Here is a 21,847-nt window from a genome sequence, read left to right on the forward strand (position 1 = left end):
CGCGATACGAACACCTGCTCGATTTACTCGGCGACCTGGTACGGGACGAAGGTGCTGGTGTTCTCGTCGACGGCCAGCGGCCGCCCGAGCGGCGGTACGGCCCGCTGCGGGCACTCCAGGCGTTCGCAGATGCGGCACCCCATACCGATCGGGGTGGCCGCCCCGGCGTTGCCGAGGTCGAGGCCGTCGGAGTAGACGAGCCGTGCGGCGTGCCGGATCTCGCAGCCCAGCCCGATGGCGAAGGTCTTGCCCGGCTCGCCCCAGCCGCCGCGGTGGCGGGTGACGGCGCGGGCGGTCCACAGGTGGCGCTGCCCGTCGGGCATGGCGGCGACCTGGACGTGGATCCGGCCGGGCGCGGCGAAGGCCTCGTACACGTTCCACAGCGGGCAGGTGCCGCCCGCGCGGGAGAAGTGGAACCCGGTCGCGGACTGCCGCTTCGACATGTTCCCGGCCCGGTCGACCCGGACGAAGGAGAAGGGGACCCCGCGCAACCGTGGCCGCTGGAGGGTGCTCAGGCGGTGGCAGACCGTCTCGTGGCCGAGCCCGAAGCGGTCGGTGAGCCGCTCGATGTCATACCGGAACTCCTCGGCGGCCGCGTGGAAGGCGCGGTACGGGAGGATGAGCGCGGCGGCGAAGTAGTTGGCGATGCCGATCCGGGCCAGCGCGTGCGCGGTGGACCCGGCCGGGAAGTCCTGCGACGCCAGCCGGTCCAGCTCGTCGGCGTACTCCAGCAGAGCCAGCTGGGTGGCCATGCGGAACGCCTGCTGGCCCGGCCGGAGGCGGGCGGAAAGACGCAGCAGGCGGCCGGCCTCGTCGTAGTGGTGAAGCCGTGCCGAGTCGGCGGCGGAGGCCACCCGTACCCCGTGGTGCTCGGAGAGCCGCGCGGACAGGGCGCGTACGACGTCTCCGGGGCGGATACGGATCACGCGGGCCAGTTCCTCCGCGGCGAGGTCGGTGTCGTGGAGGTAGTTCTGGCGCCGGTAGAAGAACTCCCGGATCTCCTCGTGCGGGGAGCGCGGCATGCCGGTGTCGCCGGCCCCGTCCCGGCCGTCGGCGGTGTCGGTGAGGCGCTCGGCCAGCAGTTGGCTGCGCCGTCCGAGGTCCAGCAGGACCTGGGCGACGGCCGGCATCCGCGAGGCGAGTTCCGCCAGGTCGGCGGCGGACACCCGGGCCTCGGCGACCTCCCCCGCGAGGGCCTCCCGCAGATCGGCGACCAGCCGGCCGGTGTCCCGCTCGGAGAAGAAACCGGGGTCCACGCCGAAGGCCTCGGTCAGCCGCAGCAGGACGGGCACGGTCAGCGGGCGGGAATCGTGCTCCATCTGGTTGAGGTAGCTGGGCGAAATGGCGAGTACCCGGGCCAGCTCGGCCTGGTTCATCCGCCGCTCCTCGCGCAGCCGCCGCAGCCGCGCTCCCGCATAGGTCTTGCTCACCGCGCCCCCTCTCCCCGTGTCCCGCACCAGCCTACGCGGGAAAGCCCGCCGAAAAACCTTCGCAGACTTGGCAATTGGCCGCGCAAAGATGCGCAGAACTTGGCAGGCGTCCCTGGTTGATGGCACTAGGTGTCATTGGCAGAGTCATCCCCGCGGCCCGCCGGATCTGGCAGCTCGGACAGCATTGCTCAGCTCGTTCCACAGGCGGGGACGGCGGGCCGCGATGCAACGCACGGCACACAGTGCCAATGCTTCGCACATGTGACGTGCCGGGCAAGCTCAAGCGACTCATGGAGACAGTGACGGTGACGGTCATGGCAGAGACGAACACGAGGACGGCGGCAGCCGCGGCCGCAGCCGCAGCGGTGCGTGCCGAGCGCTGGGCGACGGACCCGCGGTGGTCGGGCATCGAGCGGACGTACAGCGCCGAGGACGTGGTGCGGCTCTCCGGCAGCGTCCGCGAGGAGCACACCCTGGCCCGGCGCGGTGCCGAACGCCTGTGGCGGCAGCTCCACGAGCGGGACTACGTCCACGCCCTCGGCGCGCTGACCGGCGGCCAGGCCGTCCAGCAGGTGCGGGCCGGGCTCCAGGCCATCTACCTCTCCGGCTGGCAGGTCGCCGCCGACGCCAACCAGGCGGGACACACCTACCCCGACCAGAGCCTCTACCCGGTCAACTCGGTGCCGCAGGTGGTCCGTCGGATCAACAACGCCCTGCTGCGCGCCGACCAGATCGCCACCGCGGAGGGCGGCGCCGACACGACCGACTGGCTCGCGCCGATCGTCGCCGACGCGGAGGCCGGATTCGGTGGTCCGCTGAACGCGTTCGAGCTGACCAAGGCGATGATCGCGGCGGGCGCGGCCGGCATCCACTACGAGGACCAGCTGGCCTCCGAGAAGAAGTGCGGCCACCTCGGCGGCAAGGTCCTGGTCCCCACCTCCCAGCACATCCGCACCCTCAACGCGGCCCGCCTCGCCGCGGACATCGCCGACACCCCGACCGTGATCATCGCCCGTACGGACGCCCTGGCCGCGAACCTGCTGACCAGCGATGTCGACGAGCGCGACGCGGAGTTCGCCACGGGCGAGCGCACCGCCGAGGGCTTCTACCGGGTCCGGCCGGGCATGGGCCCGGTCATCGCCCGCGGCCTCGCCTACGCCCCGTACGCGGACCTGATCTGGGTGGAGACCGGCACCCCGGACCTCGCGCAGGCCCGCGAGTTCGCCGAGGCGATCCACGCGCGGTACCCGGGCAAGATGCTGGCCTACAACTGCTCGCCGTCCTTCAACTGGAAGGCGGCCCTGGACGACGACCAGATCGCCAAGTTCCAGCGGGAGTTGGGCGCGCTCGGCTACCGCTTCCAGTTCATCACCCTGGCCGGCTTCCACTCCCTCAACCACGGCATGTTCGACCTCGCCCGCGGCTACGCCGAGCACGGCATGACCGCTTACGTCGACCTCCAGGAGCGCGAATTCGCCGCGCAGGCCCACGGGTTCACCGCCGTCAAACACCAGCGTGAGGTCGGGACGGGGTACTTCGACCTGGTCTCCACCGCCGTCAACCCGGCCTCCTCCACGACCGCGCTCACCGGCTCCACCGAGGAGGAGCAGTTCCACTGAGGACTGCGACGAACACATACGAACACATACGACCAGGACTGAGGGGTCCTGGTTCGCCGCCGGGGCTGAGGGTGTCCCGGCGGCGCGGTGAACGGCGGGGGTACGACGGGTGGTGCCGTCGCGCCCCCGCCGCGCGGCGGTGTCGTCACCCCTCGCGCGCGGTCTCCCCCCGAGTACCGGCGCCGGCCCCTGACGGTACGCCGGAATCCGCCACCGGAAGTACCGGGTGCATGGCGTCCAACCGCCGCAGGCTGGCCCGCCGTTGTACGAGCGACAGCCCGGCGACCGCCGCCCCGAGCACGAGCCAGCCCGCCGGCCCGGCGGCCATCACCGCACCGGTCAGCAGCAGCGGGCCGACGGACTTCTGTACGGACTGAGACATGCCGGCCACCCCCAGGTAGGCCGCCCGCGCCTCCTGCGGGGCGAGGGAGACGGCCAGTTCCCAGGAAGTCACCGACCGCATCAGCTCCGCCGCGGTGACCAGCATCGCCGCGGCGAGCAGAGCGACCGAGGCCGCCCACGCCCCGCCCCCGGTGGCCGTGGCCAGGAGCGTGCAGCACGCCAGCATCGTCAGCCCGTAGACGAGCAACGCGCCCAGCGCCTGCCGCGGCCCCTCAACCTTCGCCGACACCCGCATCTGCAGGACGACGACCAGCACCGTGTTGATCACCAGGAAGGCCGGGACCATGGCGTGCGGGGCCGCGGTATGGCCCACGAGCCACAGCGGAAGGCCGACGTCGAGGATCGAGTCGTCCAGGCTCATCGCGATGTCCAGCAGTACGAACCGCAGGTAGCCGCGGTCCCGCCAGGGGCTCGGCGCGGCCGGCCGGCTCGGCACGGCCGCCGTGCCGCCGGGCCCGGAACTGGGCCCGGCAGCGGGCCCGTCACCCGGCCCCACACCCGGCCCGACACCCGGCCCCACACCCGGCCCCACACCCGGCCCGGCACCGGGCCCCGCCGCCACCCGCTCGTGGCCGCGCGGTTCGCGAGTGCGCCACACCAGCGCCGCCGCCACGAGGAACGACAGCGCGTTCCCCAGGATCAGGACGTGGTAGGCATCCCGTGTCCCCACGGCCAGGCCGATCGCCGCGATCCCCGCACCGAGCGCGCAACCGGCGTTCGCCGAACTGCGCGAGAGGGCCTGGTACGTGGAGCGCCGCTCCCCCGCCACCCGGGTGGCGAAGAGCATCTCCAGCGTCTTGGCCGCCCGGTCGCCCAGGTACGTGATGGCGACCACCGCCAGCAGCACGTCGAAGCCGGTGAACACGAGCAGCGCGCAGAGGGTCCCGAGGCGCAGAAGGTGACAGCCGATCAGCAACGAGCGGACCGGGAAGCGGCCGGCCAGGTGGCCGGCGAGCGGCGAGCCGGCGATGCCCGCCACGCCGGCCGCGCCCAGCAGCAGGCCCAACTGCCGGGCGTCCAGGCCGACCACAAAGGTGAAGAAGAGGACGGAGGACGCGGCCCACACGCCCGAGCCCGTCCTGTCCAGAAGCTGGGCGAGCAGCATGATCCGCGCATCACGGCCCCCCGGCGGCCGGCGCAACTGCGCCACCAGCCCGGCCTCGCCGCCCCGCCGGGCCTTCTGGGATTCCCCGCCGCGCCGCATCTCTCAGACCTCCGCTCCGCCGAATGTATCTCGACATCGAGATACACGAGCAGCCAGCCTGCCTCACATTAATCTTGACGTCAAGATACTTGATGTCAACAGGATTTGTTCGAGGACGTCGCGGAGCTCGCTCGTGGATACCCTGGATGGGAACCGTGATGCCGGCCCTCGGTGGGAGGCGACCGCATGAGACGACGCCATCATTTCCACATCGACCACAGGGGCCATTCCGTCAGCGCCACGGTCCAGACCGGGCACAACGTCGAGGTGGAGGTCCTCGTCGACGGCAAGGAGACCGGGCACGGCACCACCCAGGATGACCGTCCCGTCACCGTGCACCTCGAGTTGCCGACCGATCCGCCGTCCCAGGTCGCGGTACGCGTGACGCCCGGCCCGGGTGTACCGCGGTGCGCCTTCGAGGCGCCCGGCGCCGAGCCGCAGGTCATGTCCCCGCACCCCTACTGACGCCTTCCGCGGGCCGTGCCGTCTGACACGATGGGATCATGGACGCACCCGTACGCGGCGCATGGCTTCGCGCCGGAATCAGTCGTGACGGCGGCCCTCTCGTGGAGACCGGGCACGTGGTCTGGCTCCAGAGCGGCACGCTCTACGCGGACAGTCGCGGCTTCGCCGGCAGGACCTCGTACGACGGAGAACAGGTCACCTTCCACCACGACGTCGGCACCCCGGGGCACGACGTCGGAACCCTCCGCTCCGAGGGCACGCGGATGATCGAGACGGGCACCAACCTCGACGGCAGTACGTTCATGGAGGTGTGGACCCCCCTGAGCGCCGGCGACGGCCCGGACGGGTCCTGGTCCGTCGCCGGAACCCAGACCGTCCGGGTGGGCAGCCATGTCGTGCACGTCGACGCCGCCGGAGGCGCGCACTTCGACCTGACTGGCACCATGATGGCGGCCGTCGACGCGGCCGCCCTGAACGAGGACGCGTACTCGGCGGCCGTACGGGGGCACCTGTTCGCGTCCATCACCGGACTCGGCGTCGACGGCTACTGACGGCCGTAGGGGGACCCGCAGCAGCTGTCCTGCGCCATCTGCGCCGCGACGGCGCGCCAGTCGTCACCCGGCGCGGCGGCGTCCGCCGCACCGGGCCGGGTGAACGCCTCGACGAGGGCGGCGCGTTCATGGACCGTGCCGCCCCGGACCGCCGCGCTGATCCGGGTCAGCGCGGCGAAGTCCGTGAACGGGTCCCCGTCGACGACGGTCAGGTCGGCCAGTTTGCCCGGCTCGACCGTTCCGAGGTGGTCCGCGACGCCGAAGACGCGGGCCGGGGTACGGGTCGCGGTGGTCAGGGCCTCCGCCGGGCTCATGCCGTAGCGGTGCAGGCCGCGCAGGGCCAGGTGGAGGTGGAGCCCGACCGGGGTCAGCGGCGCGTCGGTGCCCAGGACCAGCTGCGCGCCGCCCCGCAGGGCCTGCCGGTAGACGCCGACCTCCCGTTCCAGGGCGGTGAGCTGATCCCGCGTCGGCGGCTGCCCGGCCGCCTCCCGCACCGCGGTCACGTCCCACGGCGGCATCAGGGCCGTCACCCGCGGGTCGGCGGCGGCCGCGGGATCGTCCCCGAGCAGGGGCAGTGCGGTGAACGGAGTGGCGATCAGGTGGAAACCGCCGCAGGTGTAGAGCTCCAGCGTGTCCTGGTAGGAGTGGCCCTGCGGGGTCGCGCCGTGCCCGCACTCGGCGCGTTCGGTGGCCACCAGGTGCGTGGTCAGGTCCTGCCCGGTGTAGATGCCGGCGGCGCACAGGTGCGAGCCGGCCGTCACCCCGAGCCGTTCGTGGGCGAACCGCGCGGCCTGCTCCATCTCCCGGTACGGGGCCCGGACATAGGTCTTGACGAAATCCCAGTCCAGCGCGGCGCCGCGGGCCAGGGAGCGGGCGAAGCCCTCCGGGGTGCGGTGGGCGCGGCCCATGCTGTAGGCCACGCGGGAGCCGTCCAGGAGTTCCCCGCCGGCCAGCAGCCGGGGCGCGGCGAGTCGGCCCGCCCGGATGTCCTCGCGCAGCCTGGCCTGTTCGTACGCCGAACCGCCGAGGGAGACGGCGGTGGTGACGCCGTAGGCGAGGAGCGCGGCGCCCTCACGCGCGCCGTAGGTGTTCAGGTAGGTGTGGACGTGGGAGTCCCACAGGCCCGGCAGGACGGTGCCGTGGGAGGCGTCGACGGTACGGGTGGCGCGGCGGCGTACGCCCGGCCGGTGCGGTTCGACGGCGGTGATCCGGCCGCCGCGGATCAGGATGTCGACGTCGGCGCGGGGCGCGGAGCCGGTGGCGTCCCACAGCAGCCCGGCGCGTACGACGGTGTCGACGGGGGTCGGGCGGCGGTAGCTGAGCGCGAGGGGCACCGCCCTGGACGGGCCGGCGGGGGTGCCGGTGGCATCGAGGTCCAGCAGCCGCAGCCGGGCGCCCGACTGGTAGAGCAGGGTGCGGGAGTCCCCGGACCACGAGGGATGGTCGGCCGACTCGTCGGTCAGCCTGCGGGCCGGGCCGTCGGGGGTGCCGTCGGGGGTGACCGGCAGGAGCCACAGGGCGGATTCGCTGACGCAGGCCAGGAAACGGCCGTCGGGGGACCAGACGGGCCCGGAGGCGTAGCGGTCGGAGAGCGAGGCGTGCGGGGCGAGCGCGTACAGGCGCGCGGCGCCACTGCGGCCGCCGGTATCGGTACCCGTGCCGGTGCCGGTGCCGGTATCGGTGCCCGCGCCCGCGCCCGTATCGGTGTCGATGATCCGGATGAGGTTGTAGCCCTCGCGGAAGCGCCGGCTGAGCCGGTTGCGGTCGCACAGGGCGAGGTGGCGGCCGTCCGGCGACCAGGTCGGCGGGCCGGGCAGGCCACCGCCGCCGAAAGCCGTGGCCAGGGCTGTCTCCTCCCCGGTGGCGAGGTCGCGGACGAGGAGCCGCCCGGCCATGTCCAGGGCGGCCAGGCGGGTGCCGTCCGGTGAGAGGACGCCGTAGACGCGGCCGCCGGGGGCGAGTCCGCCGGATGTGAGGACGGAGTCCGCGCCGCTGGTCAACTCCCGGCGGCGGACGGTGTTCAGGCCGTCGCGGTCATCGGTGTAGAGCAGGGCCCGGCCGTCGGGGGTCCACACGGGCCCTTGGACGTAGGCGGTGGTGGGTGCCTGGACGATCCGGCGCGGCGCTCCCCCGGTCACCGGCGCCACCCACAGCGCGTTCAGGGCGGCGAAGGCCACGCTGCGGCCGTCGGGGGACAGGCTCGGCAGGTGGATTCCGCGGACCGGGCGGCTCCGTTCGGCCTCCAGGACGTACTCCTTGGCCCGGTAGCGGGGCCGGGGAACGTCGAGGGTGGCGTCGAGCGGGATCTCACGGCCGGTGTGGTCCCGGTGCGGGCGGATGAGGCGGAACCGGCCGTCGAGGGTGATCAGCAGCTGTTCGTCACCGGCCCAGCGCGGCGGGGCGGGCGCGAGGTCGCCGTCGAGGGCGACCCGGCGGCCGTCCACGAAAAGGGTGATGTTCTCGGCCTTGCGGGGTCCGGGCAGCGCGCAGAGCCATGCCGTGCGTCCGGCCGGGGAGAGCGCGGGGGCGAACAGCCTGCCTTCGGTCGCGGTGTGCTCGACCCGTACCGGCCCGCGGGCGCCGGCGGCGACGGAGGCGAGGGTGCGGGCGATGAGGGTCTCCCCGGCCGGGGTACCGCGGACGAACAGCACCCGGGAGCCGTCCGCGGACCAGGCCGGGTCGAAGTCCTCCCACTCTCCGTCCTGTCCGGGCCCCTCCTGCCCCGGCAGGCCGGTCAGCCGGCGGGTGAGGCCGTCCCGTACGCCGACGGTCCAGATCCGGTACGGGCTCCCCGCGACCGGGTCCCCGCCGCGTTCGGAGCAGAAGGCGATCGTGGCACCGTCGGGGGACCAGGCGGGCGAGCGGTCGTCGAAGGGGCCGTCCGTGAGCCTGCGCAGCCCCGAACCGTCGGCGCGCATCAGCCAGAGGTGGAAGGAGCCGTCGCGGTAGGCGCTCATCGCCACCTGCCGGCCGTCGGGCGAGAACACCGGACGGCTCGGCTCCAGGTCGGGCGGGGTCAGCGCCCGCGCGGCCGATCCGTCCGGCGGCAGCGACCACAGGATGCCCTGGACCTCGGCGATGACACGGTCCCCGGTGGCCGTGGCGGTCGCCGCGCCGTTGGTCGCCGCGGTGAAACGCAGCCTCACCACCTCGTCACCCGCTCCTTCCGCGCCGGCGGTGTCCGGGACATCCACGCCGGCGGTGGCCGGGACATCCCCGGCCGCCTCCGCCACCGCGGAAGGGCCGAGCAGCACCGCCGCCGCCGTACCGGCCGAAGCCGCCTGCAGTACCGTCCTGCGTGCTACCGCCACCCCGGTCCTCGTCCCCGCCTCGTCGGCCGCCCACGTCAGGCGGGTCAACGACCGGCGCGGCGGATGGGCAACGGGGGGCGCGGCATCTGCGGCACATGCCGGTCGGGGACCGTCGGCGTGTACCGCGTTCGACGACGTCTACCAGCCCCGGAGGACCACGTCGACCAGCCCCGGAGACGGACCGCGACCCGACCTTCTCCGGCTACTCCCCCACCCGCCCCGACCAGTAGGCCCTCCTGTCCGCTCCCCCGCAGCCGAATTTATGGGGCACCCGGTGGGCTTGTGGGCGGCGGGCCCTATGCGCATACTCCACCCAGCGCCTGTCAGGAACACGTCAGGTCCTGATGCGCCTCACAGGGCCCCCACCCCCCGGCCCCAACGCTCCGAGGAGGAGATCAGTGAGGATCACGCGCACCATTCCCCACACCCGCACGGCGCGACGAGCCAGGCTTGCCGCTCTCGCCGCCGGCCTGCTCGCGGCCACCGCGCTCACCCTGCCGCACGCCGAAGCAGCCACCGTACGGACCTACAGCCCCACCCGGCTCGCAGCCGTCGACCAGGCCGTGCTCACCGCCGACGTCGGCGGCACCGCTTGGCATGTGGACCAGGCCACCGGCCGCGTCGTCGTGACCGCCGACAGCACCGTCTCGGCGGCCGGCCTCGCGAAGATCAGGAAGGCGGCGGGCGCCGGAGCGGGCGCACTGCGGATAGAGCGCACCTCCGGGAAGTTCAGCCGGCTGCTCGGCGCGGGCGACGCCATCTACGGCGGCGGATACCGCTGCTCGCTGGGCTTCAACGTGGTCAGCGGCAGCACGTACTACTTCCTCACCGCCGGCCACTGCGGAAACGTGGTCAAGACCTGGTACACCAGCTCCGCACAGAGCACCCTGATCGGCCCCACCGTCGGCTCCACCTTCCCGGGCAGCGACTACGCGCTGGTCCGCTACGACAACGCATCGCTCAGCCACACCGGGGGCTTCACCGCCGCCAACGCGTACGTCGGCGAGCCGGTCAAGCGCAGCGGTTCCACCACCGGCACCAAGAGCGGAACCGTCACCGCGCTGAACGCGACCGTCCACTACAGCGGCGGCGGGACGGTCCGGGGCATGATCCAGACGAACGTATGCGCCGAGCCCGGCGACTCCGGCGGCGCGCTGTACGACGGCACGAAGGCACTCGGCATCACCTCCGGCGGCAGTGGCAACTGCACCACCGGCGGCACCACGTTCTTCCAGCCCGTGCCCGAGGCGCTCGCCAAGTACAAGGTCTCGCTGTACTGATGAATCGCCGTACTGATGATCCCGTACTCGTGATCCCGTACTGATGATCACCGCACTGATGATCGCTGCGCTGATCACGCGTTGATCCACCCAGGTGCCGGTCGGGACGATTCCCGGCCGGCACCGCCGCGTTGCGGCCCCGCCGGGGACAAATGCCATATAGGGCATGCCGGGTGGGGCCGAGCCGGTCGTACCGCATCATGTCCCGGTGCAGAATGCGGAGCAGTTCGGCGAGACCGAGGGCCAGGCGGGAAGCCCTGGAGTGCCGCGCCGGCGGGGGCCTGAGGACATGTCCGCGCAGGTGAGAGCCGCCCAGGAGGGCGATGAGGGGGCGTTCGGGGAGTTGTTCCGGGCGGTGCAGCCCGGACTGCTGCGCTACCTGGGGGTGCTGGCCGGCGCCGAGGCGGAGGACGTGGCCTCCGGGACCTGGTTGCAGATCGCCCGGGACCTGGGCACGTTCCAGGGCGACTTCGCGGGTTTCCGCGGCTGGGTGGCGGCGATCGGCCGGAACCGGGCGATGGACCTGCTGCGGTCCCGGCGGCGCCGGCCGGTCAGCACCGTGCCGGTGGAGGAGCTGCTCGGCGACCGGCCGGCCGCCGAGGACACCGAGGGCGCCGCACTCACCACCGTCGGCACCGCCTCGGCTCTGGCTCTGATAGCCACCCTGCCCCGCGACCAAGCCGAGGCGGTGCTGCTCCGGGTGGTCATGGACCTGGACGCGGTCACCGCCGCGCGGGTGCTCGGCAAGCGGGCGGGCGCGGTGCGCATGGCCTCTCACCGTGGTCTGCGAAAGCTCGCCAAGCTGCTCGACACACCGCCGGGGCCAGCGGAAACGACCACAGAACCAGACATACGGAAGTCGCCGGAAATTGATTCCGCCTCGGGAGTGACACCTACGACGGCTCCAACGCTGAAAGGTTTGAGATGAGCACCAACCGATCCCGTCGCATCGACCATGACACAGCCGAGCAGTTGCTCGGCGGGCACGCGGTCGGCGCGGCGGACGGCCTCGAAGCCCTCGCGGGACTGCTTTCCGCTGCCGCCGCCCCCGCGGCGGACGGCGAGCTGTCCGGCGAACGGGCGGCGCTGGCCGCCTTCCGGGCCGCTCGCCTCGAACCTGTCCGTTCGCGTGTTCCTGCCCGCGCACCTTCCCCGCGACACCTCCCGAGGCGGCCGATGCTCACGTCAGGGCTGACGAGGCTCCTGAGCGCGAAGGTCGCGGCTGCCGCTGTCGCCACCGCGCTCGGCGGCGTCGCCGTCGCGGCCGGCACCGGCCACCTGCCCGCCTCGCTGGGCGGCGGTCCCGCCGAGCCGGTCCAGGCCCGGACCTCCGCTCCGGCAACCCCGGGCTCCGTTCCGCCGGGCATCACGGCTCGCAGTGCGGCCCCCGTGCCGGCCGACCTCGCCGAGCTGTGCCGGGTCTACAGCCAGGTGGGGGGCGCGCATCCCGAGGACGTGCTGGCCGAGCGCCGCTTCACCGGGCTGGTCGCGGCGGCCGGTGGCCCCGGCAACGTCGCGGGGTACTGCGCCCCGGCGCTGGACGCCTCCGGCGGTCCGAGCCCCGCGCCGGCCACCCCCACCGACCAGCCGGCGCGAACCGGGCCGGGCCGGCACCCGACGCCCAGGACTCAGCAGCCCGGCAATCGGCCCGCCAGCCCCGGCGCCACCCACTCCCCGGCCGGACCCGGCAGCCATCCGACCGCCCCTCCGGACAACCGGCCCAGTACCCCCGCGAAGGGGGGCGAACCGAGCATCCGTCCCAAGCCGTGACGGGGCCCCGCTCCCCGTGTCCGCCGCCCGCCCGGCTCTGATCCCGCTACCCGCTACCCGTAGAGGCCACCGACGCATGCAACACCGACTTGGCATCCCGGACGAGGACACCGTTCCGGTTCCCCGCGTGTACGTGGCCGACGCCCCCGGCACGGCGGACACCCCGCCGCGGCCCGTCCCCGAGGCGAGTCCCGTCTTCGTGGACGCCTCGGGGCGCAGGCAGCGCCGGGTGCGCCGGTTGGGCCGCTTGCTGGTCATACCCGCCGCCGCCTACGTCGTCCTGCTGATCAGCACCCTGATGGGCGGGCCGACGGTCCAGTCGCCCTTCCTCCCGTCCGCCCAGGCACCGCAAACGGCCAAGACCGAAGCCCCCGCGACCGGGAAGAGCACCGCGAGGCCCTCCCCCACCGGCGCGGCGAAGAGCTCCACCCCGCGCAGGGGAGCACCCTCGCCCACCGCCAAGGCCACGGCCGCGCCCGGCAAGACGGCGTCGCCCGGCACCGGGACCGGACCGAGCGGGGCCGTCAGCGACCCGTCCACCGCTGGCACCGGTGGAACCCGTCCTTCGCCCAGCAGTGCGGGGCACGGTCGCCCCTCGACCGCGCCGGGCCAGGGCGGCAAGCCCACCGCCCACCCATAAGCACCGGAACGCAGCAGGCAGGAAGCGCCCCCTTGTCCAAGAAGAACCGTCGCCGCCATCCGCGCGGTCGGCACAGCAGCGTGCGCAACGTTCCGCTGCGTACGCACTGGCTTCTGCTGACCACTCTGGTGCTCACCCTCTCCGCCGCGCTGCTGCTCCAGGGCTACACCCAGCACCTGTTCGACACCACCGCCGACGGAGCGCCCCGGGAACAGGGCTCGGCCGCTTCCGTACCGGACCAGATCTCCTCCGGCGGGCCGGTGATCGAAGGCTCGGCAGCCCGCTCCGCCGGCCCGGCCGCCCGTACGATCGCGCTGACCTTCGACGACGGCCCCGACCCGGTCTGGACACCGAAGATCCTCGATGTCCTGCGGCGCAACAACGTCCACGCCACGTTCTTCACCGTCGGCACCCGCGTCGCCGAGAACCCCGACCTCGCGCGCCGGATCGTCGAAGACGGCCACCAGATCGGCCTCCACGGCTTCACCCACACCAACCTCGGCGCCGCGTCCCCCTGGCGGCGCTCCCTGGAGCTGCGTGAGACCCAGCTCGTCGTCGCCGGGGCCACCGGTGTCACCACCCCGCTGCTGCGCCCGCCGTACTCCTCCACCAACAAGGCCCTCACCGACGCCGGCTGGGACGCCGTCAAAACGGCCGGCCAGGAGGGGTACCTCACCGTCCTCACGACCCTGGACAGCGAGGACTGGCGCCGCCCGGGCGTCGAGCGGATCATCGCCAACGCCACCCCGAAGGGCACCGGTGGGCAGATCCTGCTGATGCACGACGCGGGCGGGGACCGCGCGCAGACCGTCGCCGCGCTGGAGCAGCTCGTCCCGCGGCTCAAGGCGTCCGGATACAAGTTCGCCACCGTCGGCGACGCGGTCGACCTCCCCAAGACCGTGCAGCCGGCCGCGACCGCGGACGAGTGGCAGGGCCTCGCCCTGATCAGCGCGCTTCGGACCAGCGACTGGATCCTCGACGCCATCTCCTGGCTGCTGTGGGCCGCGGGCGCGATCAGCCTGCTGCGCGCGGTCGCCGTGTTCGTCGCCGCCCGGCGCCACGTACGGATGCGCCGCAAGCCGTGGGGCGCTCCGGTGACCGAACCCGTCAGCATCATCATGCCCGCCTACAACGAGAGCGCGGGCATCGAGGCGGCCGTCCGCTCCCTGCTGGCGTCCGACCACCCCGTCGAGGTCATCGTCGTCGACGACGGCTCCACCGACGGCACCGCCGACATCGTCGAAGCCCTGCGCCTGCCCGGCGTACGGATCATCCGGCAGCAGAACGCCGGAAAGCCCGCCGCCCTCAACACCGGGATCGCCGCGGCCTCCTGCAACCTGCTCGTCATGGTCGACGGCGACACCGTCTTCGAACCGGACGCCGTCCGCATGATCATCCAGCCCTTCGCCAACCGCCGCGTCGGCGCCGTGTCCGGCAACGCCAAGGTCGTCAACCGGGGCGGGCTGCTCGGCCGCTGGCAGCACATCGAGTACGTCGTCGGGTTCAACCTGGACCGCCGCCTGTTCGACCTCGCGGAGTGCATGCCCACCGTCCCCGGCGCCGTCGGCGCCTTCCGTCGCGAAGCGCTGCTGCGCGTGGGCGGCGTCAGCGACACCACCCTCGCCGAGGACACCGACCTCACCATGGCGCTGTGCCGTGACGGCTGGCGCGTGGTCTACGAGGAGCGCGCCAAGGCCTGGACCGAGGCGCCCGCTTCCCTCGGCGCCCTGTGGAAGCAGCGCTACCGCTGGTGCTACGGCACCCTCCAGGCCATGTGGAAGCACCGCGGCGCCTTCACCCAGCGCGGACAGGCCGGCAAGCTCGGCCGCCGAGGTCTGCTCTACCTGCTGATGTTCCAGGTGCTGCTGCCCCTGCTCGCGCCGGTCGTGGACGTCTTCGCGATCTACGGTCTGATCTTCCTCGACCCGGTGCGCATCATCGGCCTGTGGTCGGCGTTCCTGCTCCTCCAGGTCTTCTTGGGCCTCTACGCGTTCCGCCTCGACAACGAGCGGCCCGGACCGCTGTGGAGCCTGCCGTTCCAGCAGTTCGTCTACCGCCAGCTGATGTACCTCGTCGTCATCCAGTCCGTGTTCACCGCCGTCGCCGGATCACGCCTGCGCTGGCAGCGGATGGAGCGCTACGGGAGCCTCCAGGTGCCCGTCGGAGCGGCCGAGTCACCCGTGGCCGAGCCCCCCGTGACCGGGCTTCGCGCGCCCGAGCCCTTCGCCGCCGTACCGCCCGGCCCCGTAACTCCCGGCCTGGAGCTCGCCGAGAGCTGGACCGAGGAAGCCCGCCGCGCGGCGGCGGCCGCGCCGGGCAGCGGCTACTACTCGGATCTCAACTGGGCATCCCAGCCCCAGCCCTACCCCCAGCCCCACCGCCAGGGCGGGCAATTTCCGGCACAAGGGATGCACGGCGAATACCGCTGAGGAAAATCAACCGTCCGGAGTGGCGCGTTACCGCCACTCCGGACTGGCCGGTCCAGAGGCGGCACACGATCGCAACACAGTCGTAACGTCGGCGGTAATGCCGGAGTTGGCATCGAATTCCCCAAAGCGCACTCTGCCGTACACCCGGTAACCGCGATTCCACGGTCCGGTTCGACCGATTTGTCTATTTTTCCTGACGTCGCCTCAGTTATTTTCCACCGGCCCGGCGTGGCGGAACTGTGCCAATCCCATTGCAGGCCTGGCCATTTGATCTAGTCGATTGTCATGCTTCCGACAGCCTTCTACGGGCATCGCATCGCCGGTCAATCCCCTCCGGCAGGTGCCGCTTGACCGTACGGAGCAGCAGCGCCCGCTCCGCCCCCTGCGAGCACTCACCCCGGTGCCCCGGAGCGAGGCGCGACCGCGCACACGCGGTTGCATTCGGAAGGAAAGACCTACGTGAAGCGAAAGCTCGCAATCGGAGCCGTCCTCTCCACTTCGGCCCTGCTCGCCAGTGCCATCCAGGTCAGTGCCGGGCTGGCCCAGGCCGCCCCCGCGCCCGCCCCCGCCGGGCAGCAGCGCGCCGCTCTCCTCGCCCAGGCCGGCACCGACGCGCCCGCCACGGGCCGCGCCCTGGGACTGGGCAAGGCGGAGAAACTGGTCGTCAAGGACGTCGTGACCGATGCGGACGGCAGCCGTCACGTGCGCTACGAACGCACCTACAACGGGCTCCCGGTGCTCGGCGGCGACCTCATAGTCCACCAGGACGCGAAGGGCGCGGTGAAGTCGGCGGACAAGGCCGTCAAGGCCTCCATCGCCCCCGCCTCGCTCTCCCCGAAGCTCTCCGCGAGCCAGGCCGCGGCCAAGGCGGCCGGCGCCGCGAACGCCACCGTCGGCATCGTGGAGGACGAGGACGAGGCGGCCCTCGCCTCGGTCGACCGGACCGGAGCCGCCCGTCTGGTCGTCTGGGCCGCGTCCGGCACCCCGCGCCTCGCGTACGAGACCCTCGTCGAGGGCACGCGCGCCGACGGCACCCCCAGCAGCCAGCGCATCGTCACCGACGCGGCGAGCGGCGAGGTGCTGTCCACCCGCGAGGGGGTCGAGACCGCCAACGCCGCCGGTACCGGCAAGGGCGTGTTCGTCGGCTCCGTGCCGCTGACCACCAACTCGACCGGTACCACCTTCGAATTGAAGGACGCCACGCGCGGGGGCCAGTACACCGTCAGCCTCGCCAACAAGACCGGTGGCAACGGAACCCTCTACACCGACGCCGACAACGCCTGGGGCGACGGCACCGCCGCCAACGGCCAGTCCGCCGCCGTGGACGCCCAGTACGGCGCCGCGGCCACCTGGGACTTCTACAAGAACACCTTCAGCCGCAGCGGCATCCGCAACGACGGTGTCGGCGCCTACAGCCGGGTCCACTACGGCCGCAACTACGTCAACGCGTTCTGGAGCGACTCCTGCTTCTGCATGACGTACGGCGACGGCGCGAGCAACACCCACCCGTTGACCGAACTGGACGTCTCCGGCCACGAGATGAGCCACGGTGTCACCGCGAACACCGCCGGCCTGAACTACTCCGGTGAGTCCGGTGGCCTCAACGAGGCCACCTCCGACATCTTCGGCACCGGCGTGGAGTTCTACGCCAACCTGGCGTCGGACAAGGGCGACTACCTCATCGGCGAGCTGATCGACCTCAACGGCAACGGCACGCCGCTGCGCTACATGGACAAGCCGTCCAAGGACGGCAAGTCCGCCGACTCCTGGTCCTCCGGTGTCGGCAGCCTCAACGTGCACTACTCCTCGGGTGTCGCCAACCACTTCTTCTACCTGCTGTCCGAGGGCAGCGGCGCGAAGACCATCAACGGCGTCGACTACAACAGCCCCACCTCCAACGGTTCCACCGTCACCGGCATCGGCCGCGACAAGGCCCTGCAGATCTGGTACCGCGCTCTCACCGTCTACATGACCTCCACCACCGACTACAAGGGCGCCCGCGCCGCCACCCTCAAGGCGGCGGGCGACCTGTACGGCGCCACGTCCACCGAGTACCAGACCGTCGCCGCGGCCTGGTCGGGCGTCAACGTCAACTGACGCGACGAGACACCGGCGGCGCGCCCACCACTCGTGGGACAGCCGCTCCCGGCCGTGTCCGTCCCTCCCTTCGACGGGAGGGACGGACACGTTCCGTATGCCCAGTTCAGTTCAGCCCGGTTCAGTCCACGCCGAGCAGCCGCCGCCGGTCGTCCGGACGGGACTGGAACTCCGCGCAGCTCGCCCGGTGGACGATGCGGCCCTTCTGCATGACGGCCACCTCCTGGGCGACGGAGAAGGCCAGCCGCAGGTTCTGCTCGACGAGGACCACGGACATGCCCTCCGCGCCCACCTCGCGGATCACCTCACCCACCTGGGCCACGACCGCGGGGGCGAGCCCGTCGGACGGCTCGTCGAGGAGCAGCAGCCGGGGATTGCCCAGCAGGGCCCGGGCGATCGCGAGCATCTGCTGCTCCCCGCCGGAGAGCTGGTCACCGCGGTGTCCCAGCCGCTCTCCCAGCCGCGGCAGCAACCGCAGGACGCGCTCCCGCGTCCAAGGACCGGTGGTCGGGCGGCGGGTGGCGATCGCCAGGTGCTCCGCCACGGTGAGCGGCGCGAACACCCGGCGCCCCCGGGGGACGATGCCCACCCCGGCCCGGGCGATCGCGTCGACCCGGGACCCGGCGGTCTCCCGGCCGTCCAGCATGACGCTCCCCTCGTAGGGCCGGATGAATCCGGTGACGGTCGACATGAGGGTGGTCTTCCCCACCCCGTTGCGACCGAGGACGGCGATGATGCCACCCGCCTGGAGGTCGAGATCGACTCCGTGCAGAACGACCCCGCCGGCGTAGCCGGACCGCAGCGCGCGGATGCTGAGGAACGGCTTCACGACGTGACCTCCACACTGCCCAGATAGGCGGCCTGCACCTCGGCGGAGGCCCGTACCTCGTCCGGGGTGCCGGTGGTCAGGTGCTTGCCGAGATGCATGACGGTAACGGTGTCCGCCAGCTCGAAGACCATGTCGAGGTCGTGCTCGATGAGCAGCACGGTCACGTCACCGGGCAGTGCGGCGATCAGTTCGGTGAGTCGGGCCGTCTCGGCCGGGGACATCCCGGCCGCGGGTTCGTCGAGCAGCAGGAGCCGGGGCTCGGTGGCCAGGGCGACGGCGACTTCGAGCTGGCGCCGTTCGCCGTGCGAGAGTTCGGCGGCCGGAGTGTCGTGCCGGGAGGGCAGTCCCACCCGGTCCAGCAAGGCGTGCGCCCGCGCGACCGTGGTGCGGTGGGCGCGCACCGGGCGCAGGCCGCCGAGCCCGGCCCCGCTCCGCCGGAGCGCGGCGAGCAGGACGTTTTCCAGCGCCGTTTCCCGCAGGAACAGGCTGGAGTGCTGGAACGTCGTGGCGATACCGAGCCCGACCCTGCGGTGAACGGGCAGCCGGGTGATGTCCCGCCCGTCCAGACGGATGGATCCCGCGGTGGTGGCGAGCGTCCCCGAGAGCAGGCCGAAGAGTGTGGACTTGCCGGCGCCGTTGGGGCCGATGACGGCCTGCCGCGCACCGGTCCGTACCGTGAGGGTGACGCCGTCCACGGCCTTGAAGGACCCGAAGTCCCGGGAGACCCCGTGCAGTTCGAGCAGCTGATGATCCGTCATGCGGTCCTCCTGCGGCTCGGTCCGCGCGGTATCCGTAGGCCGGCCAGGCCGCGTGGCAGGGTGTAGACGGCGACGACGAAGAGCACGCCGAGCAGCAACGATCCGTGGCCTGCGACGAATCCGAGGTTGCCGAGCCAGTCACGGGTGAGCCAGACCAGCGCGGCGCCGGCGCAGGCCCCCCACATCGACCCCGAACCGCCGATGACGACGGCCAGCAGTGCCAGCGCGGCGATTTCGAATCCGGCGTCGCCCGGCGAGACGAACCGCTGGACCGAGACCCAGAGCGCCCCCGCCGCACCGGCCAGGGCTCCCGCACCGCAGTAGACGGTGAGGGCGTAGCTCCGGGTTGGGTATCCGATCGCCCGCATCCGCCGCTCGTTGTCGCGGATGCCGCGCAGCGCGAGGGCGAACGGCGTCCGGGACAGGCAGGCGATCACCACGAGGAGCGCCAGAAAGACCGCCAGTACGTAGAAGTAGACCAGCCCGTCGAGCTCCAGGGCGGGCATGCCCGGCAGCGGCACGACGGGCGGGATGCCGGACATTCCGTCCGAACCGTTGGTCACCGGCTTCCAGTTGACGGCGGCGCTGTAGGCGATCTCGCCGATGGCGAGCGTCAGCATGAGGAACACCACGCCGCGCGCCCGGACGGCCAGCCATCCGGTCGCCGCGGCCACCGGCGCGCAGACGCCGGCGGCGATGAGGAGCTGGACGATCCCGATGTCGGTCAGCCGCGTCGCCACGATCGCCGCCGTGTACGCCCCGACGCCGAAGTACGCCGACTGACCGAGCGTCGGCAGCCCGGTCAGACCGGTGAGCAGGTGCACGCTCAGGGCGAGCAGGGCGAACACCAGGATCCGCGACAGGGTGGCGATGGCGTAGGAGCCGAGGAGGAACGGGGCCATCGCGAGCCCGGCCAGGGCGGCGGCCGCGGACAATCGTCGTGCGGCCGGTCCGGCCGCCGGGTACGCGGAGCTCATGTCGCCACCGCCGAGGGAACCAGGCCGTGCGGCCGTACGACGAGTACGGCCAGCATCGTGCCGAAGAGCAGGAACGGGGCGTACTCGGGGAGCAGCGCCACCCCGAGCGTCTGCACCTGGCCGATGAGGAGCGCCCCGACGAGCGCCCCGCGCACCGACCCCAGGCCGCCGACGACCACCACGACGAGCGAGAGCACGAGCACCTTCTCGTCGACTCCCGGTCCGGGGCCCAGAATCGGCGCTCCGAGGACTCCGCCGAGGGCCGCGAGGGCGGCTCCGAACGCGAAGACCCCGTAGAGCACCTTGCGGGTGTCGACGCCGAGCGCGCGGACCATGTCGCGGTCGGCGACCGTGGCCCGCACCAGCGCTCCGAGGGAGCTGCGCTCGAACACCAGGTACACGAGGGCCGCGAGTACGGCGGCGACGCCGATGAAGGCCAGCCGGTAGACGGGATACGTGTGCCCGAGGAGGCCGACCGACCCGCGCAGCGCGCTCGGCGGGTCCGTGGGCAGTACCTCGCCGCCGAAGGCCGAGGTGAGCAGATCGGCTGCGATGAAGGTGATGCCGAGCGTCAGCACGGCCTGGTCCAGATGACCGCGCCGGGCCAGCGGCTGGGTGAGCAGCGTCAGCGCCGCACCGCCCAGCGTGCCGACGGCGGCTCCCGCCGCCAGCGCGATGAGCAGGCCTGGCAGGCTGCCGTCCGAGAGCGCGTACGCGACGTAGGCGCCGACCAGGTAGAGCGTTCCGTGGGCGAGGTTGAGCACGTCCATCATGCCGAACACCAGGGACAGGCCGACGGCGAGCGTGAACAGGAGCAGACCGAAGGCGACCCCGTCGATGACGCTGACGAGGTTGTCGTCCAACCATCCGGTCATGTCAGCCGCCCAGCCGGACGAGTTCCGCGGTGACGGTGTTGGCGCCCTGCTCGACCTCGCGCAGGTACCAGGGCTGGACGGGCGTGCCACCGGTGTTGAAACGCCAGGTGCCCCGCGGGCTGTCGATGTCGCCCACCTTCGCGATGGCGGCGTTGACCGTTTCCGAGGTGACCTTCCCGCCGGCCGCCGCGATCGCCTTGTCGAGTACGTGGGCGGCGTCGTACGAGGCCATGGCGTAGGTGGTCGGGGCGGAACCGTAGGCCGAGCGATAGGCGGGCGCGAAGGTCTTGTTGGCCGGGTTGTCCAGGTCGGCGCTGTAGTTCAGGGCGGTGCGGATGCCGTTGGCTGCATCGCCCTGGCCCTTCAGCACGCCTCCCTCGGTGAGGAAGCCGGGCGCGTAGAGCGGGATCTTGCCGGCCAGTCCGAAGTCCCTGTACTGCTTGACGAAGTCGACTGCCGCGCCGCCCGCGTAGAAGCAGAAGACCGACTTCGCACCGGACTTCTCGATCTGCGCGAGGTAGGGCTGGAAGTTCGTGGTCTGCGGGAACGGCGTGTAGACCTCCGTCCCGGCGATCTTGCCCCCGGCGGCGAGGAAGGTGGACTTGAAGCCCTCGATCTCGTCCTTGCCGGCCTGGTACCCCGCGGCGATCAGGAAGACCGGACCGTCGGCCTTCGTCGCCACATGCGCGCCGAGCGCCTTGCCCGGTTCGTCGTTGACGTACGAGGTGCGCCAGATGAAGTGGGTCCCGGTCAGTGTCGTCGGTGAGGCGTTCGAGCCGACGAGCGGGATCTTTCCGGTCTCGAACAGATCCTTGACCCCGTTGATGGTGGCCGAACTGACCACACCGCTCACGGCCAGCACGTGGTCCTGCTTGACCAGCTTCTCCGCGGCCGCCTTGCCGGAGTCCGCGGTCTCCCCCTCGTCCGCGACCACGATCTTCACCTCGTGGCCGCCGAGCTTGCCGCCGTGCTGCTCGACGTAGAGCTCGAACCCGGCCTTCATGTCGTCGCCGAGCGCCTTGTAGATGCCCGACCGGGGGACGAGGAGCCCGATCTTCAGGGGCCCGTCGCCCGTGCTTTCGCTGCCGGTCCCGAGGCTGGCACCACCGCACGCGGTGGCCAGCAAGAGGCCCGTGGTGACAGCTATCAGACCAAGGGGACGAAACCGACGTGTCATGGTGACTCCGTACGTGGTGAGGGCGGCCCGGCA

General features: G+C 72.3%; 17 protein-coding genes. 9 read left to right on the plus strand and 8 right to left on the minus strand.

Features of this window, described 5'->3' with window-relative positions:
• Window positions 1-23: 23 nt before the first annotated feature.
• Window positions 24-1,430, minus strand: a complete 1,407-nt coding sequence (locus J7I97_RS22625; protein ID WP_214937728.1) for a short-chain fatty acyl-CoA regulator family protein — start codon at window positions 1,428-1,430, stop codon at window positions 24-26.
• 314 nt (window positions 1,431-1,744) lie between these two features.
• Here J7I97_RS22625 and aceA point away from each other — a divergent pair, with 314 nt between their 5' ends.
• Complete coding sequence (aceA, locus tag J7I97_RS22630) at window positions 1,745-3,049, plus strand: isocitrate lyase (RefSeq protein WP_251049219.1); 1,305 nt, start codon at window positions 1,745-1,747, stop codon at window positions 3,047-3,049.
• A gap of 145 nt (window positions 3,050-3,194) precedes the next feature.
• Here the strand turns inward: aceA and J7I97_RS22635 are convergent, their stop codons facing one another.
• The gene (locus J7I97_RS22635) at window positions 3,195-4,655 is read right to left on the minus strand and encodes an MFS transporter (RefSeq protein ID WP_285441109.1); all 1,461 of its coding nucleotides are present in this window, start codon (window positions 4,653-4,655) and stop codon (window positions 3,195-3,197) included.
• A gap of 186 nt (window positions 4,656-4,841) precedes the next feature.
• Here J7I97_RS22635 and J7I97_RS22640 point away from each other — a divergent pair, with 186 nt between their 5' ends.
• Window positions 4,842-5,120: a hypothetical protein gene (locus J7I97_RS22640; protein WP_214937729.1), complete on the plus strand. Its 279-nt coding sequence runs from the start codon at window positions 4,842-4,844 to the stop codon at window positions 5,118-5,120.
• Window positions 5,121-5,158: 38 nt separating this feature from the next.
• Window positions 5,159-5,671 carry a hypothetical protein gene (locus J7I97_RS22645; RefSeq protein WP_214937731.1) on the plus strand — a complete coding sequence of 171 codons (513 nt, stop codon included), beginning with the start codon at window positions 5,159-5,161 and terminating at the stop codon, window positions 5,669-5,671.
• On the opposite strand, the gene J7I97_RS22650 is transcribed toward J7I97_RS22645, so the two are convergent.
• Window positions 5,665-8,982, minus strand: coding sequence for an amidohydrolase family protein (locus J7I97_RS22650; RefSeq protein WP_308369269.1), 3,318 nt, complete (start codon window positions 8,980-8,982; stop codon window positions 5,665-5,667). The genes J7I97_RS22645 and J7I97_RS22650 overlap by 7 nt on opposite strands.
• Before the next feature lie 398 nt (window positions 8,983-9,380).
• Here J7I97_RS22650 and J7I97_RS22655 point away from each other — a divergent pair, with 398 nt between their 5' ends.
• The 6 genes from J7I97_RS22655 to J7I97_RS22680 all read left to right on the plus strand — a co-directional run bounded on the left by J7I97_RS22655 (window position 9,381) and on the right by J7I97_RS22680 (window position 17,198).
• On the plus strand, window positions 9,381-10,262 hold the full coding sequence (locus J7I97_RS22655; protein WP_214937733.1) for a S1 family peptidase: 882 nt from the start codon (window positions 9,381-9,383) through the stop codon (window positions 10,260-10,262).
• A 208-nt stretch (window positions 10,263-10,470) separates the two neighbouring features.
• Window positions 10,471-11,190 carry an RNA polymerase sigma factor gene (locus J7I97_RS22660; protein WP_308369270.1) on the plus strand — a complete coding sequence of 240 codons (720 nt, stop codon included), beginning with the start codon at window positions 10,471-10,473 and terminating at the stop codon, window positions 11,188-11,190.
• Entirely contained in the window at window positions 11,187-12,032 is an 846-nt protein-coding gene (locus tag J7I97_RS22665; RefSeq protein WP_214937735.1) for a hypothetical protein, read from the plus strand. Before J7I97_RS22660 ends, J7I97_RS22665 begins: the two co-directional genes overlap by 4 nt.
• 76 nt (window positions 12,033-12,108) lie before the next feature.
• Entirely contained in the window at window positions 12,109-12,672 is a 564-nt protein-coding gene (locus tag J7I97_RS22670) for a hypothetical protein (RefSeq protein WP_214937737.1), read from the plus strand.
• 32 nt (window positions 12,673-12,704) lie between these two features.
• A complete protein-coding gene (locus tag J7I97_RS22675) occupies window positions 12,705-15,101 on the plus strand; it encodes a bifunctional polysaccharide deacetylase/glycosyltransferase family 2 protein (RefSeq protein WP_251059064.1) in 2,397 nt (798 codons plus the stop codon).
• Window positions 15,102-15,560: 459 nt separating this feature from the next.
• Entirely contained in the window at window positions 15,561-17,198 is a 1,638-nt protein-coding gene (locus J7I97_RS22680; RefSeq protein ID WP_214937739.1) for a M4 family metallopeptidase, read from the plus strand.
• A 121-nt stretch (window positions 17,199-17,319) separates the two neighbouring features.
• Here J7I97_RS22680 and J7I97_RS22685 read toward each other — a convergent pair whose 3' ends face one another.
• From J7I97_RS22685 to J7I97_RS22700, 5 genes are read right to left on the minus strand one after another with little or no spacing between them, the layout of a single operon-like run.
• The gene (locus J7I97_RS22685; RefSeq protein ID WP_308369271.1) at window positions 17,320-18,027 is read right to left on the minus strand and encodes an ABC transporter ATP-binding protein; all 708 of its coding nucleotides are present in this window, start codon (window positions 18,025-18,027) and stop codon (window positions 17,320-17,322) included.
• Window positions 18,024-18,785: an ABC transporter ATP-binding protein gene (locus tag J7I97_RS22690; protein ID WP_214937741.1), complete on the minus strand. Its 762-nt coding sequence runs from the start codon at window positions 18,783-18,785 to the stop codon at window positions 18,024-18,026. The genes J7I97_RS22685 and J7I97_RS22690 overlap by 4 nt, the downstream gene beginning before the upstream one ends.
• Entirely contained in the window at window positions 18,782-19,762 is a 981-nt protein-coding gene (locus J7I97_RS38785) for a branched-chain amino acid ABC transporter permease (protein WP_251059066.1), read from the minus strand. Before J7I97_RS38785 ends, J7I97_RS22690 begins: the two co-directional genes overlap by 4 nt.
• A complete protein-coding gene (locus tag J7I97_RS38790) occupies window positions 19,759-20,637 on the minus strand; it encodes a branched-chain amino acid ABC transporter permease (protein WP_251059067.1) in 879 nt (292 codons plus the stop codon). The genes J7I97_RS38785 and J7I97_RS38790 overlap by 4 nt, the downstream gene beginning before the upstream one ends.
• A gap of 1 nt (window position 20,638) precedes the next feature.
• Entirely contained in the window at window positions 20,639-21,814 is a 1,176-nt protein-coding gene (locus J7I97_RS22700) for an ABC transporter substrate-binding protein (protein WP_214937743.1), read from the minus strand.
• Window positions 21,815-21,847: the final 33 nt, after the last annotated feature.

The organism is Streptomyces sp. ISL-87, assembly GCF_018614095.1.
Taxonomy (GTDB): domain Bacteria; phylum Actinomycetota; class Actinomycetes; order Streptomycetales; family Streptomycetaceae; genus Streptomyces.